At 60.6% G+C, this 16,367-nt stretch carries 8 protein-coding genes; 3 read left to right on the forward strand and 5 right to left on the reverse strand.

What is annotated here, in order from left to right:
- Positions 1 to 34: 34 nt before the first annotated feature.
- A complete protein-coding gene (locus tag Q1J43_RS15060; RefSeq protein WP_301103331.1) occupies positions 35 to 3,910 on the reverse strand; it encodes a DUF3683 domain-containing protein in 3,876 nt (1,291 codons plus the stop codon).
- A gap of 115 nt (positions 3,911 to 4,025) precedes the next feature.
- Here Q1J43_RS15060 and Q1J43_RS15065 point away from each other — a divergent pair, with 115 nt between their 5' ends.
- Entirely contained in the window at positions 4,026 to 4,331 is a 306-nt protein-coding gene (locus Q1J43_RS15065) for a HigA family addiction module antitoxin (RefSeq protein WP_301103332.1), read from the forward strand.
- A 32-nt stretch (positions 4,332 to 4,363) separates the two neighbouring features.
- On the opposite strand, the gene Q1J43_RS15070 is transcribed toward Q1J43_RS15065, so the two are convergent.
- From Q1J43_RS15070 to Q1J43_RS15080, 3 genes are all read right to left on the reverse strand, one after another.
- Positions 4,364 to 5,326 carry a transglutaminase family protein gene (locus Q1J43_RS15070; RefSeq protein ID WP_301103333.1) on the reverse strand — a complete coding sequence of 321 codons (963 nt, stop codon included), beginning with the start codon at positions 5,324 to 5,326 and terminating at the stop codon, positions 4,364 to 4,366.
- A 7-nt stretch (positions 5,327 to 5,333) separates the two neighbouring features.
- Complete coding sequence (locus Q1J43_RS15075; RefSeq protein ID WP_301103334.1) at positions 5,334 to 7,859, reverse strand: circularly permuted type 2 ATP-grasp protein; 2,526 nt, start codon at positions 7,857 to 7,859, stop codon at positions 5,334 to 5,336.
- Between the two features lie 198 nt (positions 7,860 to 8,057).
- Entirely contained in the window at positions 8,058 to 11,366 is a 3,309-nt protein-coding gene (locus Q1J43_RS15080; RefSeq protein ID WP_301103335.1) for a transglutaminase family protein, read from the reverse strand.
- Between the two features lie 176 nt (positions 11,367 to 11,542).
- On the opposite strand from Q1J43_RS15080, the gene Q1J43_RS15085 reads away from it, so the two are divergent.
- Positions 11,543 to 12,406 carry a transglutaminase family protein gene (locus tag Q1J43_RS15085; protein ID WP_301103336.1) on the forward strand — a complete coding sequence of 288 codons (864 nt, stop codon included), beginning with the start codon at positions 11,543 to 11,545 and terminating at the stop codon, positions 12,404 to 12,406.
- Positions 12,407 to 12,507: 101 nt separating this feature from the next.
- The gene (locus tag Q1J43_RS15090; RefSeq protein ID WP_301103337.1) at positions 12,508 to 15,222 is read left to right on the forward strand and encodes a M16 family metallopeptidase; all 2,715 of its coding nucleotides are present in this window, start codon (positions 12,508 to 12,510) and stop codon (positions 15,220 to 15,222) included.
- Between the two features lie 48 nt (positions 15,223 to 15,270).
- Here the strand turns inward: Q1J43_RS15090 and Q1J43_RS15095 are convergent, their stop codons facing one another.
- Positions 15,271 to 16,296, reverse strand: a complete 1,026-nt coding sequence (locus Q1J43_RS15095; RefSeq protein ID WP_301103338.1) for an IS1595 family transposase — start codon at positions 16,294 to 16,296, stop codon at positions 15,271 to 15,273.
- Between the last annotated feature and the right edge of the window lie 71 nt (positions 16,297 to 16,367).

Genomic DNA, 16,367 nt, shown 5'->3' on the forward strand with positions numbered 1-16,367 from the left:
CCAGCTCGACCTAATTTCCGTTGCCGGTGATTTTTTACAGCAGAACGCGCTCGATACCGCCATTGTTGGCTTGTTGCACGTAGTTTTCCAACCAGTCCTTTCCGAGCAGATGTCTGGCCATTTCGACCACGATATAGTCGGCCTGGGTTCCGCTGTCGTCGTCATAACGCGATAAGCCCTGCAGGCAGGATGGGCAGGAAGTGAGAATCTTCACCTCGCCTTTGAAACCGTCGGCGCGCAACTTGCCGGCGCCTTTTTCGATTTCCTCCTGCTTGCGAAAGCGAACCTGGGTCGACACGTCCGGCCGGGTCACGGCGAGGGTTCCGGATTCACCGCAACAGCGATCGGAGAGATCGACCTTCTGCCCCATCAACTGGTTGACCACCTTGATTCCCGACAGGGTCTGCATGGGTGCATGACAAGGCTCGTGGTACATATAGCGTGTTCCATTCACGCCCTCGAGCCTGACTCCCTTCTCCAGAAGATATTCGTGGATGTCGAGCAAGCGGCAACCGGGGAATATCTGCTGGAACTGGTACTTCTGCAACTGATCCATGCAAGTGCCGCAGGAGACAATGACCGTATTGATGTCCAGGTAGTTGAGTGTATTGGCAACGCGATGGAAGAGCACACGGTTATCGGTAGTGATTTTCTGTCCCTGATCCGCCTCGCCGGCAGCGATCTGCGGATAGCCGCAGCACAGATAACCGGGCGGCAATACGGTCTGGGCGCCGATTTCGTAGAGCATGGCCTGCGTCGCCAGGCCAACTTGCGAAAAGAGGCGCTCCGAGCCGCAGCCCGGAAAATAGAAAACAGCGTCGCCGTCGTAATCGGCGGCATTGACCTTGCGTGGATCGCGAATGACCGGAACGATCGTTGCATCCTCAATGTCGAGCAAGGCGCGCGCAGTCCGCTTGGGCAGACCGCCGGGCATCGGCTTGTTGATAAAGTGAATGACTTGGGAACGTAGCGTCGGCTGGCCGAGCGTCGCTGGCGGCTGTCGCGTCTGGCGCTGGATCAGGCCGAAGAATTTGGCCGCCCGGTAGGCTAGGCGCTGCCCGGCATAGCCCCAGTCGATCATCAGCTTGCGCACCAGTCGAATGGTCGCCGGATCTTTCATGGTCAGGAAAGCCATCGCTGCCGCCTTGGCCGGAACAAATTTCTTTTTCCCCTGTTCGCGCAGAAAGTTGCGCATACGAATCGACACATCGCCAAAATCAATATCGACCGGGCACGGGCTGACACACTTGTGGCAGATCGTACAGTGATCGGCGACGTCGTTGAATTCGTCAAAATGCATCAGCGAAATGCCGCGCCGGGTCTGCTCTTCATAGAGAAAAGCCTCGATCAGCAGCGAGGTGGCAAGAATTTTGTTGCGCGGCGAGTAGAGCAGGTTGGCGCGCGGCACGTGGGTAGAGCAGACCGGTTTGCATTTGCCGCAGCGCAGGCAGTCCTTGATCATCGTCGAAATATCGCCAATCTCGGATTGCTCCATGATCAGCGATTCGGCGCCAAGCAGCGAGAAGGACGGCGTGTAGGCCCTGCTCAGGTCGCCGCCGGGCAGTAGTTTGCCCTTGTTGAAATGCCCCTCGGGGTCGACCCTGGCCTTGTAATCGCGGAAGGGGGCGATCTCAGCCTCGCTCAGGAATTCCAGCTTGGTGATGCCGATCCCGTGCTCGCCGGAAATGACACCGTCAAGAGAGCGGGCAAGCGCCATGATGCGCGTTACCGCCGCGTTGGCGGTTTGCAGCATGGCGTAATCGTCCGAGTTGACCGGAATATTGGTGTGCACATTGCCGTCACCGGCGTGCATGTGCATGGCCACAAAAACGCGACTGCGCAGGGTTTCCCTGTGGATTGCGGCGATCCGTTCGAGCACCGGGCGGAAAACATTGCCGTCGAAAATGGCTTCCAACTGCGGTTTGAGTTCGGATGTCCACGACACACGCAGTGAATAATCCTGTAGTCGGTGAAATAGCACCGGCTGGCTCGCCTTATTGGAAAAACTACCGGCGTTGATGCCAAAGTCGGCGAACTGCGCCTCGGCCTGTTTCAGCGGAAGATCAAGATGATCAAGCAGCCACTGCCATCGCGTCCGAACAACACCAACAACGTCCAGCGCGGCCTGCCGTTGGTCGCCGATCAATACGGCATTGTCGAGGTTGGCGTCGCCGCGATGCAACGGCAGACTGCCGGCGAGGAATTCAGAAAGCCTATCGCACAACACCAGTTTGTTCTGTATCGACAACTCGATATTGATGCGCTCGATGCCATCGCAATAATCACCCATTCGCGGCAACGGGATGACCACATCCTCGTTGAGTTTAAAGGCGTTGGTATGGCGCGAAATGGCCGCAGTGCGCGAACGGTCGAGCCAGAATTTTCGGCGTGTATCGGCATCAACGGCAATGAAACCTTCGGCCGCGCGCAAGTTGCACAAACGCACGACATCGGAAGCGGCCGTCATCACGGCTTTTTCGTCGTAACCGACGATGTCGCCGATCAACACCATTTTCGGCCGACCCGAACTTTCTCCCTTGCGCTTGGCCTTGGTCGCGTAGCCGATGGCCCGCACGTAACGCTCGTCGAGATGTTCGAGACCAGCCAGCAAGACGCCGGCCTGATGCCCGATGCCTCCCGGTTTGAAATAGTCGGTAATGTCGACGATGGCCGGCACCGCCTCGCGTACCTGGCCAAAAAATTCGAGACAGACGGTACGGGTATGCGGCGGCATCTTGTGCAGCACCCAGCGGGCGGCGACGATCAGGCCGTCAGTGCCTTCCTTCTGGATGGCTGGCAGGCCGGAAAGAAACTTGTCGGTGACATCCTTGCCTAGCCCCGCCTTGCGAAATGTGCGGCCGGGAATTTCGAGGATTTCAGGATCGCCAAATGGCGTGATGCCGTCCTTGCGGAAACGCTGGATTTCAAAGCGCGCGATCGCCTGCTCGTGTATCTTGCCAAAGTTATGATTGACCCGCGTCACTTCCATGACGTGACCGCCCGGATCGACCATTTTCCACCACGCCAGATTATCCAGCGCCGTTCCCCACAGCACGGCCTTTTTGCCGCCGGCGTTCATCGCGATATTGCCGCCAATGCATGAAGCATCGGCTGACGTCGGGTCAACGGCGAACACCCGGTCGGCAGCGGCAGCGGCTTCGGAAACACGGGCAGTAACAACGCCAGCGCCGGTGCGGATCGTGGCGCAAGGCTGGTCGCAGCCGGGCAACAACATGTCCTCAACGGCGCCGATGTCGATCAGCTTCTCGGTATTGATGACCACCGAGAGCGGGGTGAGCGGGACAGCGCTGCCGGTGTAGCCGGTCCCGCCGCCACGCGGAATGATGGTCAGGCCAAGTTCGATGCAGCCGCGCACCAGCGGCGCCATTTCCTCTTCGTTATCAGGGTAGAGAACGACAAAGGGATAGTCGACACGCCAGTCGGTGGCGTCGGTCACGTGAGAAACCCTGGCCAGGCCATCGAAAGCGATATTGTCCCGTCGGGTATGCCTGATCAGTGTTTTCAATACCCGGCCGCGCAACGCGGCGGTGTCGTCGAAATGGCGTTCGAAGGCATCGACCGCCGCTTGTGCCGCAACATACAAACTGAGCACCTGCTCATTGCCTTGCCGCCGTTTGTCGATTTCCTCAAGGCGGTGGCGCAGCGCCTGCACCAGCGCCTCGCGACGCTGGCGGTTAGCAAGCAGATCGTCCTCCAGGTAAGGATTGCGCTGAACGACCCAGATGTCGCCGAGAACCTCATAAAGCATTCGCGCCGAACGCCCGGTAACGCGCTGGCTGCGGAGGTCGTCAAGGATTGCCCAGTTCTCCGCACCCAGCAAACGAATGACGATTTCGCGGTCGGAGTAGGACGTATAGTTGTACGGGATTTCACGCAGGCGTGCGGTCATGGCGATTGTGCAACGCTTAAAGCGTAGGATTTTATCTTATGCTGTCCGACAAATGAGACGCTTGTGTAACAGGGCGCATCAGGTTGAAATTGAGGACTACCACTAGGAATTGAACATGACTAAACTGCTCGACGAAATCCACCCCGGCGAAATTCTGCTGGAAGACCTTATGAAGCCGACGGGAATTGCGGCCCGTCAGCTTGCAGCCGACATCGACGTCTCCCCCAGTCGCATCAGCGAACTAGTGCACGGTTCGCGCCCGATTACCGCCGATACGGCGCTGCGCCTGGGTCTGTTTTTCGGCATGGAGCCTCGCTTCTGGCTGAACCTGCAAACGGAGTACGACATGCGCGTGACCGCTTGTACCCTTCAAGAAAAGATCACGCCTCGAATTCGCGTTTTTCATCGCGCTGCCGCCTGAGGTTCGTGGCAACGTTGGCGCCTCGGAACAGGTCAACCCGAACTTTGCCAGACCCCATTCTCCAGCGGCGTGACGGTCACCGCGACGTCGAGCTCGTGCGCGTCGCCGCCGAGGATGACGCCGCGCAAGGGTGAAACGTCGCCGAAATCACGGCCCCAGGCCAAAGTGATGTGTTGCGTGTCGGGCAGCAGGTTGTTGGTCGGGTCGAAGTCGACCCAGCCACCCCCTTCGGCGCTTGGGCAATACACCGAAATCCAGGCGTGCGAGGCATCAGCGCCAACCAGGCGCGGCTGACCAGGCGGCGGGTGCGTCAGCAGATAGCCACTGACATAACGTGCGGCCAGGCCAAGCGAACGCAGGCAGGCCAGCATCAGGTGCGCGAAGTCCTGACAAACACCGTGCTTGTCCTCCAGAATCTTAAGTACCGGCGTGGCGACCGTCGTTGCCGCCGGGTCGAACTCGAATTCGTCATGGATACGGCGCATCAGATCCTGGACGGCGCAAAGCAGTGGGCGCAACGGTGTAAAGCTGGGTCTGGCGTAGGCCGAGAACTCACGCTTGACGCGCACGTAGGGTGATTCAAACAAAAAGCGGTTGGCTTCAAGCCGTACCGGGGCGGCGCCGTAGGCGAGCATGCTGCTGACCTCTTCCCAGGACGGCGAAGCGGCGAGCCAGTCTGACTGAAAACCGGTTTCGGCCTGGCCATCCAGCCCCATCGGCAGGTGCGGCCGGACTTCGATGGTGCTTTCGGCGCATACGGTGAGACGGCTGTGCGGCGCTTCGATATCGAATTGCCTGACTGGATTGCCGAAGCAGTCAGGACGCGAGCGGGAGTGGGTGGGTTCGGGATCGATGCTGATCTGGTGCGCAAGGCAGCTTTGCCACGGACAATCGCGCGGTGTCAGGTGCAGATGCTGGCGTGAGAGCGAGACCGGGCTTTCGTAGCTGTAGGTCGTTTCGTGAACCACATGGTAGCGGGCGGCAATCAAATTCATGGGCCAATTACGCCGTCAGAGTCTGCCGGCCGACATCGCCGATATGGGTGAAATAGCGCATCGCCAGACGGTCCGAAAGCGTCGCTGAGGCGAGAGAAATTCCGTTGAGCGCGTTGGCCAGTTCGAGACAGGGATCGCAGTTGCGGCACTGGCTAAAATCAAGTCCTTCCAGGAGGCCCAGGTCAAAGGACTGCAAGCGGGCAAGGGCGGGACGCAGCACGTCATCCTGCGTGTCGTCAAGCGCTCTAGTCAGACGCGTGAGATAGCGGATCAGGTTCTGCAACTGAAAAATAACGGCATGCGGATTGGCGTCGTCGAAAACGATCAGGTCGATCGCCGGCAGCAACTCGGGCTGAGCCATATAACGCGAACGGTAGGTAATGATGCTGTCGGTCAGTTCGAGCAGCCATTCGATGCTGCCGGCTGCGCGCGTCGAGTCAAGACGCAGAAACTGACTGATGGCATCGGACAGGAAAATCAGACGTTCAAGGCGGCGGCCGATGATCAGAAAGCGCCAGCCATCGTCGCGCGTCATGTTGTCCATGGCAAATCCAGCCAGCGACGATGAAGCCAGCAGCATTTGATCGAGGAAGGCGAGTGCGTCGCTGATCTCGGGCCGTACCTTACTATAGCGCTGCAACTGAAGTTGCAAGCGGTTCAGGGCGTGCCAGTTGTCGAGCGAGAAGCGCTCGCGCACCTGGGTGCCGACCCACAGCAGGCGACGGATGTTGCCGGCGATGCTGTCTTCCCACTCGCTATCGCAGATGGCGTCAAGCAACAGCGCTTCGAGTTCGGAACGCTGCTCGGCGCTGCTCGCTTCAATCGCTTTGACGCCCGCTTTGCTATCGGCCTCGGGCAAGAGTTTGAGCGAACGGCACAGGTCGAGCGCTGAAATCAGCGCCGGGATGGCGTCAGCACCGGCGTCGACCAGCCGTGACAATCCGACGCGCAGGATCCGCGCCGCATCGTCGCAGCGTTCGGCGTAACGGCCGAACCAGTAGAGGTTTTCAACGACCCGCGAGGATAGATTGCTGCCACTACGGATCAGGTCGGTTTTGCCGACCAGCTTTTTAAGGAGGCTGAAGGTGCTGACCGCCTGCTCGCTAAGGACCCAGGTGTCCTTGCTCGATCCGCCGCGCTGCATCGAAATATAGCGCGCATTGGTCGCCGCCGTGACGCGTGTCAGCCCGCCCGGCATCACCACGTAGCCCGCTGGCGTCGCGGCGACATAAACGCGCAGGGCAACGCCACGCGGCAGCAGTCGACGGTCATGTTTCGTGCTCCACGCCGGGGCCTGCGAAAAATCAACGAGCTCTTGCGCGACATAGGCCTGCGGGCGGGCGCGCAGGCGGGCGATCAATTCTTCGCGCGACGCCCCCACCAGTTCGCTGCCAAAAATCGGGTCCATGCGCTGCGAGGGGAAGGATCCCTTGATAACCAGTTGGTCGAGATTTTCGATGGCAAACTCAAGCGCCGCCGGTTCGCCACACCACCAGGTGCCGACCGACGGCATAGCCAGCGTTTCACCGAGTAGTTTTTCGCAAGCGCCGGGCAGGAAACCCGGCAGCGCCGCCGATTCGAGTAGTCCGCTGCCGAGCGCGTTGGCGACCAGCACCTTGCCGGCGCGCACGGCCTGCAACAGGCCGGGAACGCCGAGTGCCGAATCGCCGCGCAGTTCAAGCGGGTCGCAGTAATCGTCGTCAAGCCGGCGCAGGATCGCATGCACGCGGCGCAGTCCGGTCAGTGTTCTGAGATAGACGCAATCGCCGCGCACCGTCAAATCCTGGCCTTCGACCAGCGGATAACCGAGATAACGCGCCAGATAGGCGTGTTCGAAATAGGTTTCGTTGTACGGTCCCGGCGTCAGCAAGACGATCAGCGGCGGCTCGTTCTCATGCGGCGCCAGGTGCGCCAGGTTGTCTTGCAGTGCACGAAAGAAGTCGGCCAGATGCTGCACGCCCAGATCGCGGAACTGCTCAGGGAATACGCGCGAAACAATGATCCGGTTTTCCAGCGCGTACCCCGCGCCCGACGGCGCCTGGGTGCGGTCGGCAATCACCCACCAGCGGCCGTCTGGCGAGCGCGCCAGGTCGGCGGCATAAAGGTGCAGCCAGCTATCGCCGGGTGGGGTGATGCCCTGGCAGGGCCAGAGAAACCCATTGTGACCATAGACCAGCGCTGGCGGCAGGGTGCCATCCTTGATCAGCGTCTGCGCGCCATAGAGATCGCCAAGCACGGCGTTGAGCAGGCGCGCACGCTGCGTGATGGCGCTGGAAATCTCATGCCATTCGCCAGCAGACAGGATCAGCGGCAGCGGATCAAGTTCCCATGGCCGGTCGGTTCCTTCGGGGTCGGCGTAGACGTTGTAGGTGACGCCGTTTTCCAGAATGCGCTGGCGCACGTAACTGAGCCGGTGGCGCATCTGCTCCGGCGTTGCCGCGTTGAGGTGGTCAAAAAAAGACTGCCACGACGGGCGTACTTCACCGTTCGCTGCGATCATCTCGTCGAAACGATCGGTCTTTCTCTGATACATCGAAAGCAGGCTACGCGGCATCGGGCAAGGGGTGCTGGGTACTAGTAGGTCGAAGGCCGTTGAAAAAGATTCCCCACCAAGTCACCAAGACACCAAGGTGCACAAAGATTTGAATTTCTTGGTGCGCTCTGCACTTCCTTCGGTCGTCTTTGTGTCTTGGTGACTTGGTGGTTCGCAATTTTTCCCAGCGCGCAAGTTTCAAAATTGCCGCAAGTCTAGCGTAAACGGGAAGTTGGCGTTGCGTGGCGAGAGCGGGATATTGATCGTCCCCGGACTATGTCCCAAGGCGGTGAAGCGCGCCAGACGACGGCCTTCGGCCTCGTTGGCATTGACCGGATAGCGTTCGGGGTTGCGTCCGCCGGGATGTTCAACGTGGTACTGGCAACCACCCAGCGAGCGTTTCATCCAGGTGTCGACGAGATCGAAGACGAGTGGTGCATGGATGCCAATGGTCGGGTGCAGCGCCGACTCCGGCAGCCAGGCCCGGTAACGCACGCCGGCGACGAATTCGCCAACCTTGCCGGTCGGCTGCAGCGGCACGGCCTTGCCATTGCAGGTCAGGACATAACGGTCGCCGGCCATGCCGTTCACTTTGACCTGCACGCGCTCGCACGAGGCATCGACATAGCGCACAGTGCCGCCGACCGAGCCCTCTTCGCCCATCACGTGCCAGGGTTCAAGGGCGTGACGCAGCTCAAAGGAGATGCCCTGAGCCACAAAACCGCCGTGCACCGGGAAGCGGAATTCGAAATGCGGTGCAAACCAGTCACTCTCAAGAGCGTAACCGGCCGCGCGCAGTTCGTCGATGACGTCGTCAAAATCCTGCTTGACGAAGTGCGGCAGCATGAAGCGATCGTGCAGTTCGGTGCCCCAGCGCATCAGCCGCTCGGGTGCATAGGGTTGCTTCCAGAAACGGGCGATCAGTGCCCGCAGCAGCAGTTGCTGGGCCAGCGACATGCGCGCGTGCGGCGGCATCTCGAAGGCGCGCATTTCGAGTAGACCCAGTCGGCCACTCGGGCCATCAGGCGAGTAGAGCTTGTCAATGCAGAACTCGGCACGGTGCGTATTGCCGGTGGCGTCGATCAGCAGGTTGCGCAGCAGGCGATCGATCAGCCACGGGGCCACCTCTTCGTCCGCTTGCGGAAACTGGCTAAAAGCGATTTCCAGCTCATAGACCGAATCGTTGCGCGCCTCATCAACGCGCGGCGCCTGGCTGGTCGGGCCGATAAACAGACCGGAGAAGAGGTAGGACAGCGACGGATGGTTATGCCAGTAGCTGATCAGACTGCGCAGTAGGTCAGGGCGGCGCAGGAAAGGCGAATCGAGCGCCGTCAGCGCGCCGAAAACGAAGTGATTGCCGCCACCGGTGCCGGTATGGCGACCGTCGAGCATGAACTTCTCGGAGGTCAGGCGTGACAGGTGCGCCACCTCGTAGAGATGCGTCGTGCGCTCGACCAGCTCATCCCAACTGGCGCAGGGCTGAATGTTGACTTCGATGACGCCGGGGTCGGGGGTGACGCGGAAGTTGGTCAGGCGCGGGTCGGACGGAGGCTCGTAGCCTTCGAGCAGGACCGGCGTGGCCAGGGCTTTGGCGGTGGCCTCGACGGCGGCGACGAGTTCGAGATAGTCGTCCAGACGATCGGTCGGCGGCATGAAGATGTAGAGCAGGCCATTGCGCGCCTGAGCTGAAATCGCCGTGCGCGTGACCTCTGCCGCCGACTCATGTTTCTTCGGCGGGTGATCGGCGGTCGGCGCGGCTGGCTCGGCAGTGGGCAAGTCGGAGCTTTCGGCATGCTGCTCTTGAAGGTCAGCATGGGCCGGTAGCGCTTCGAAGTTTTGTGTCGGGTCGGGTGCGTGGGTGTAGGGGTAATCGCTCTTGGCCACCCAGGGCTGCGAATCGAGCGGCAGACGGTAACCGACCGGCGAATCGCCGGGCACCAGAAAACAACGTTCGCCGCGCAGGAACCACGGGCTGGTTTGCCAGCGCTTCGCCAGCTTTGGATGGCGCATCACCGGCAGGACGTAGCCGATGACTTTATCCAGTCCCTGGCCGAAAATCGCCGCCAGACGGGCGCGTTCGAGCGGATCGTCGAGGCGCGCATCGTGTGGGTCGACGTTGATTGGCAAGCGGTGTTCGCGCCACAAATAATAGAAGGCATCCTCGTAGGCCGGAAAGACGTATTTCCTGTCAAGGCCAAGACGCTCAGCCAGACTGTACAGAAAGCGCCCCGCCAACGCCGCATCAGCGCCATAGCTCTGCTTTTCGTTGGCGCACAGCGCCGGGTCGCTCCACACCGGCTGCCCGTCGCGCCGCCAGAAACAGTTGAGCGACCAGCGCGGCAATTGCTCGCCGGGATACCACTTGCCCTGACCGAAGTGCACGAGGCCCTGCGGCGCGTATTTCTCGCGCAAGCGATGGAAAACTTCAGCGGCGAGGATGCGCTTGGTCGGCCCCATGGCCTCGGTGCTCCATTCGGCGCCGTCCGGGTCGTCGATCGAAACGAAAGTCGGCTCTCCGCCCATGGTCAGACGCACGTCACCGCGCTTCAGATCGGCGTCGATGCGATGGCCGAGCGTTTCAATCAGCGACCATTGCTCCTCGCTATAGGGTTTGGTGACGCGCGGCGCTTCCCAGACCCGCTCGATACTCATGCTGTGCCCGAACTCGCATTCGCACTTTGAGGTAAAACCGCTAATTGGTGAGGCCGAAGACGGCTGCGGCGAACAGGCCACCGGGATATGCCCTTCGCCAGCGAACAAGCCGGAGGTCGGATCGAGGCCGACCCAGCCGGCGCCGGGCAGATAAACTTCGCACCAGGCGTGCAGGTCGGTAAAGTCAACGTCGGTGCCGGACGGTCCGTCGAGCGACTTGATGTCCGGCACCAACTGGATCAGATAACCCGACACAAAGCGTGCGGCCAAACCGAGATGGCGCAGCACCTGGACCAGCAGCCAGGCCGAGTCGCGGCACGAGCCACTGCCCAGGGTCAGGGTCTCCTCCGGACTTTGCACGCCGGGTTCGAGACGGATGACGTAACCGACGACATGTTGCACACGCTGGTTGATATCGACCAGGAAATCGACGCTGGGCATCGGCTTTCTCGGGATCGTGGCAATAAATTCGCCCACTTTCGGGGTCAATGGCAGGGTATGCAGATAAGGTAGCAACTCATTGCGCTGCTCGGCCTCGTACTTGAACGGAAACTTCTCGGCGTAAGGCTCAGGAAAGAAATCGAAGGGATTGATCACCGACATCTCGGCGACCAGATCGACTTCAACCCGAAATTCGCGCGTTTTCTCCGGGAAGACCAGCCGCGCCAAGTAGTTGCCCTGCGGATCCTGCTGCCAGTTGATAAAGTGTTCGGCCGGCGTAACCTTTAGCGAATAGCTAAGGATTGGCGTGCGCGAGTGCGGCGCCGGACGCAGGCGCACGACCTGCGGCGAGAGAGCGACCAGGCGATCGTAGCGATAATGGGTAACGTGATTGAGGGCAACTTGAATTGACACAGCAGGCTCCAGTGCAAAGGGCCTGGCCAGCCGTTGGCAAAAGACGCGCCTTGTCCCTTGTCCGGCCAGCCAGAGTGTTGAAGGCGCAATGATACAAAAGATTGGCGGCTTTCAGTCAGCTTAGTAATAGGCCTTATACTCCAAGGCTACTGGCAATTAGGAATGGTGGATCAAACATGCGACGTCTTAACATCTCTCACGTGACCGAATACCGGTTCCCGGCTGCGGTATCCCTGCTACCGCATCGCCTGCGCCTGCGTCCTCTTGAAAGCCACAGCCTGAGAATCGAAGCCTCGACGCTCGACATCGCTCCGGCGCACGCCATCCGCTGGTATCGGGATGCGCTCGGCAATTCGGTAGCGATGGTCAGTTTCAGCGAACCGTCCACCTCCTTGCACGTGCTTAGCGAGGTAGACATCGCAGTTTATGACGATGCCCCGCTCGATTTTTTGATGGAGGATTACGCGGTTAACTGCCCCTTCGCCTACGCCGTCGGCGAGCAGCCCGATCTCGCGCCTTTCGAGCAAAGCGTCTATGTCGATGACCGTCCGGCGCTGCACGACTGGCTCGATGGCCTCGGTCTGCTACAGCGTCCGATCGAGACTTTCACCCTGCTCTCACAATTAAACTGCGAAATCGCCAACACGTTCACCTATCAGATCCGCGAGGAGGAGGGCGTTCAATCCCCCGCCCAGACACTGCGCCTGAACAGCGGTTCATGCCGCGACTTTGCCGCATTATTCATGGAGGCTTGCCGTTATATGGGACTGGCCAGCCGTTTTGTCAGCGGCTACCTGCACATGCCCGATAACGAAACCGGCAATGCCACGACTCACGCCTGGTCCGAGGTCTATCTGCCTGGCCCGGGCTGGAAGGGCTTCGATCCGACCAGCGGCCTGATCACCGGCAACCAGCATATCCCGGTTGCCGTGGCGCGCCACCCTGAAACAGTACCCCCGGTTTCCGGCAGCTTCGTCGGTCCGGCCGGACAGCGTCCGGCGCTGACCGTATCCGTTCGCGTTAGCGAGCTCGGGGGTTGAGCACGAGCCATGGTCACCCCGGCGAACGCCGGGGTCTAGTTCGTTTGTCTGATAATTCACAGCCTCTGAGCCCAACTAATTGCAAGCAAGCCCCCACCACCATGACCCATTTTCGTTATGCCCTCGTTTTGCTTGTCGCGATATGCGTTCAATGCCTTCCCTCTGTCGCCCAGCCGGCGGGCCTGGCCCGCCTCGACGCGCACGCCGCCGGTTTTTCGGCCTATGTCCTGCCGAACGGGTTCAAGATTATCCTCGCGCCATTTCCGTCAGCCGCCAACGCCCGCATCGAGTTGCTTATCAAGACGGGCAGCAAGCTCGAAGGCTACGGTGAAACAGGCATGGCGCACCTGCTCGAGCACATGCTGTTCAAAAGCGCTGGTAGGCGCGCCGATCTGAAGAGCGACCTCACCGCTCTCGGTGCAAACTGGAACGGCACCACCAACGCCGACCGCACCAATTTCTTCGAAACCGTTGCCGCCGAGCCCGAAAAAATTGATGAGGCCATTCGCATCGAAGCCGATCGCTTCATCCGGGCCAGCTTCACAAAAGAGCATCTGGCGAGCGAGATGAGCGTCGTGCGCAATGAGTTGGAACGTAGTGATAATGACCCCGGCAGCCTGGTGATGCGCGCCTTGCAGCGTCAGAGCTACTTCTGGCACGGCTATTCGCGACCGACCATCGGTGCGCGCAGCGACATTGAGGACGCCCCCTTCAGCGCCTTGCAGGCTTTCCACCGAAAACACTATCGCCCCGACAACGCGGCACTGATCGTCTCTGGCAATTTCGACCCGCAGCGAGTCCTGGCGCTGGCCAGCCGGCTATTTGCGCACGCACGCAATCCGTCAGGCCCAAAAATCAGCAGTTGGACCCGCGAAGAACCACGGGCTACGACTAATCGCAGCGAACTCATTCTACCGGCCGGCAAAACCATGGCCGCCAGCGCCTGGAAACTGCCCGGCATGAACGAACGGCAGACCTACGCCTTTGACCTGGGCATCAGCGCCATCTGCGACGAAGACTGGGGCAGCCTGCGCAAAGACCTGGTTCTGGAACGGCGGATTGCCGTCGCCGTGTCATGTGGAACGCATATGCAGACTGACTACAGCCTGTTGATCGCGACCGCCACGGCTGGCCAGGAAGCGGACGCCGAGCTCATCTCACGTGCGTTGCGCGAGCACATCGAAAGCGCTGCGGCCGGGGGCGTCAGCCAGGAGCAACTGGAACGCGCCCGACTAACAGAGCTCAATGCCTACGAACGAATGGAAAATGCACACGAAATGCTCGCCTCGCTCCTGTCGCAAGCCGAAGTCTCCGGCGACTGGCGCCTGTACTTCTGGCAGCGTGACATGGTCAAGACCGTCGATCGTGACGAAGTCAATGCCGCTCTAAAGAAATGGGCGGTCGGCATCAATCGCAGCGACGTCTTGCTACGCCACGGTGAGGGCAACACGGCGCCGGAATTACCGAAATTCGCCGCGGCCACCGCACTGGTCTCGGGCAAGGAGTGGCCGGCCATCGCCATGCTGGCGGACCCACTACCGAACTCGGCCAGCGACTTGGCCAAAGCCACCATCACCATTCCCCTTGACGGATCACGGGCCAAGGCGGCGCTGATTTCGCGTCAGACCCAGGGCAGCCTGGCCTGGTTGAACCTCAATAACGACTACGGGAACGAGTCGGCACTGAGCGGCCGGCGGACGGCCTGCGCCATCGCTGATCAACTCATGGCCTATGGCGGTGCAGGTCTTGATCGCGACCAGTTAAGCGCCAAACTCGAAGCGCTGCAGGCACAGTGGTCGTTGGGCCTTGGCGGCATCGTCATTGAAGCGCCGCGCCGGAACATTGAGGCCGCGCTGGACATCCTGCTCGGCGTGTGGGCATCACCAGCACTGCCGCAAAGCGAATTCGAGCGCCTCAAGGCCGCTGCCATCGCCAAGCTGGAAGCGGGTCTGAAGGATCCGGCGCAGCTTGCCGCCAGCGATGCCGGTCTGCGCTTTGACAATTACCCGCCCGGGCACCCGCTGCAACCTCGCTCGCTTGAGCAAAAACTGGCGGAATACCGTACCGTGAGTTTCGCGCAGGCGAGCGCCTGCGTCGCCGACTTCTCCGGACTGGCGCAGGTTCGCCTGGCCATGGTCGGCGCCTTCTCAGAGCAGGACGTGCAGGCGGTCTGGGCCAAGGTCGCCAAACTGCCGACGGCACGAATTGCCTACGATCGGGTGCGCGACATTGACGCGCCGCTGGTCGTCGACACCACACCGCTCAAGGTATCGATGCCAGAAAAACCGAATGCCTCAATCGCCGGATCGACTCTGCTGCGCATTACTGACGACGCGGCAGATTTTCCGGCCTTGCGCATCGCCGTCAAGGTACTCGGCGGTGATGCCGACAGCCGCATCTGGACCCGACTGCGCGAGCGCGAGGGACTGGCCTACAGCGCCGGCGCGAGTTTGTCAGGCAACCACTTCGAGCCACGCAGCAAACTGGTAATCCAGGCCAGCGCGGCCAGCGACAAGGCCGATGCTGCGCTGAGCAGCCTCAAGGAAGAACTGGCGCGGGCGCTCAAAGACGGTTTTTCGGCTACGGAAGTCGAGCGCGCCAAGCGCGCTTGGCTGCATGAGCGAAAAACCTCGCTGCGTGAGGAGCGCTCCTATGCGTCCAGCCTGGCGCAAGGGATGTATAGCGGGCGTGATTATGCCTGGTTAGCGCAGTATGACAAAAAGATCGCCACTCTGGACGCGCAGCAGGTGACACACGCCTTGCGCAAGTATCTGGCCGATGCACCCATAGTCTGGGCGATTGGTCGGGGCCAGTGAAAAGGCGGTGGTTACCACTTTTCCATAAAATGATTCGTGCTTATCCGGTTAGCTCCCATGCCTACTACCTGTAGTGGGACGTAATTTTTTTGCATATAGTTCGGCATAGGTTGGCGCAGTGACGTCGCCAGCAATGCCCAGCAGGGAGCGGAAAGCGTTGAATGGGTAGAAGCGGCGGTTGAAGCGGAACGTGAATTCGTTGAGATAGGCTTGCAAGTGTTGCGGGCTGACGCCGTGGTGAATGCCACGTAGCCATGTTTTAAGATTGGAGAACACGAGGTGAATGATGGGCAGGAAGGTCTCGGCAACTTGCACGTCGCCACGTTCAGCAACGGCAGTATGAAGATATCCCCGTTTTCCAAGAGTCGCGTAGCCGTTCCAGTCATCGGTAACAATGGTGGCGCCTGGCGCAACGATGTGCTCGATGAAGCCACCCAACGATTTGGCACTTCGGTCTGGCACTACAGCGAGTCGAACGCGTCCTGCGTACCGTCCAGTCCTCCGCTTGTTGAGGCTGCCACCGGGCTTGCGTTGTTTAACCTCGACGGCACCGGCGACGAGAACCATGTCGTGAACGCCTCGGCCCTTGCCGCGAGTACGACCGCCGACGTAGGTTTCATCGGCTTCGACGTGTTCTCCGGGGTTGCCACCAATTTGGTCCTGGTCGGGCCGCACCATGCCGGCCCGCAGTTTGTGAAGAATTTGGAAAGCCGTCTCGTAGCGCGGCAGTCCGAGTTGCCGTTGGAACTGGACGGCCGACATGCCGGGCGTCTGGCTGGCGACCAAGTAGGCTGCCCAGAACCATACCGGGAGCGGTGTGTGAGTGCGTTCCATGACCGTGCCAGCAGTGAGGCTCGTGTCCCGTTTGCAATGACGACACCGACAAACGCCGGGGCGATTGGCGAAGCGATAAGGCTCTCCGGACGAGCCGCATTGCTCACAAACGAACCCGGCGTCCCATCGGGCGCGTTCAAGGTAGGCCGCGCACGCCGCTTCGTCCGGGAACAGTCGCTGAAACTCGGGAAGCGAGCGGGGAAACGGCAAATCGTCTCGTTCAAGCACGTCGATAACCATGGCCATCCCAAGTTGGCACAGATGCTCAACATACTACCGGTAGTGGATTTGGGAGACAACCGGATAAGCAC

This window comes from Propionivibrio sp., from assembly GCF_029255185.1.
GTDB lineage: Bacteria > Pseudomonadota > Gammaproteobacteria > Burkholderiales > Rhodocyclaceae > Propionivibrio.

What these genes read in the sequence shown, in the direction of transcription:
- Q1J43_RS15060 (WP_301103331.1), bottom strand. Translation starts at nt 3,910, where the DNA reads ATGACCGCACGCCTGCGTGAAATCCCGTACAACTATACGTCCTACTCC.
- Q1J43_RS15065 (WP_301103332.1), top strand. Translation starts at nt 4,026, where the DNA reads ATGACTAAACTGCTCGACGAAATCCACCCCGGCGAAATTCTGCTGGAA.
- Q1J43_RS15070 (WP_301103333.1), bottom strand. Translation starts at nt 5,326, where the DNA reads ATGAATTTGATTGCCGCCCGCTACCATGTGGTTCACGAAACGACCTAC.
- Q1J43_RS15075 (WP_301103334.1), bottom strand. Translation starts at nt 7,859, where the DNA reads ATGTATCAGAGAAAGACCGATCGTTTCGACGAGATGATCGCAGCGAAC.
- Q1J43_RS15085 (WP_301103336.1), top strand. Translation starts at nt 11,543, where the DNA reads ATGCGACGTCTTAACATCTCTCACGTGACCGAATACCGGTTCCCGGCT.
- Q1J43_RS15090 (WP_301103337.1), top strand. Translation starts at nt 12,508, where the DNA reads ATGACCCATTTTCGTTATGCCCTCGTTTTGCTTGTCGCGATATGCGTT.
- Q1J43_RS15095 (WP_301103338.1), bottom strand. Translation starts at nt 16,296, where the DNA reads ATGGTTATCGACGTGCTTGAACGAGACGATTTGCCGTTTCCCCGCTCG.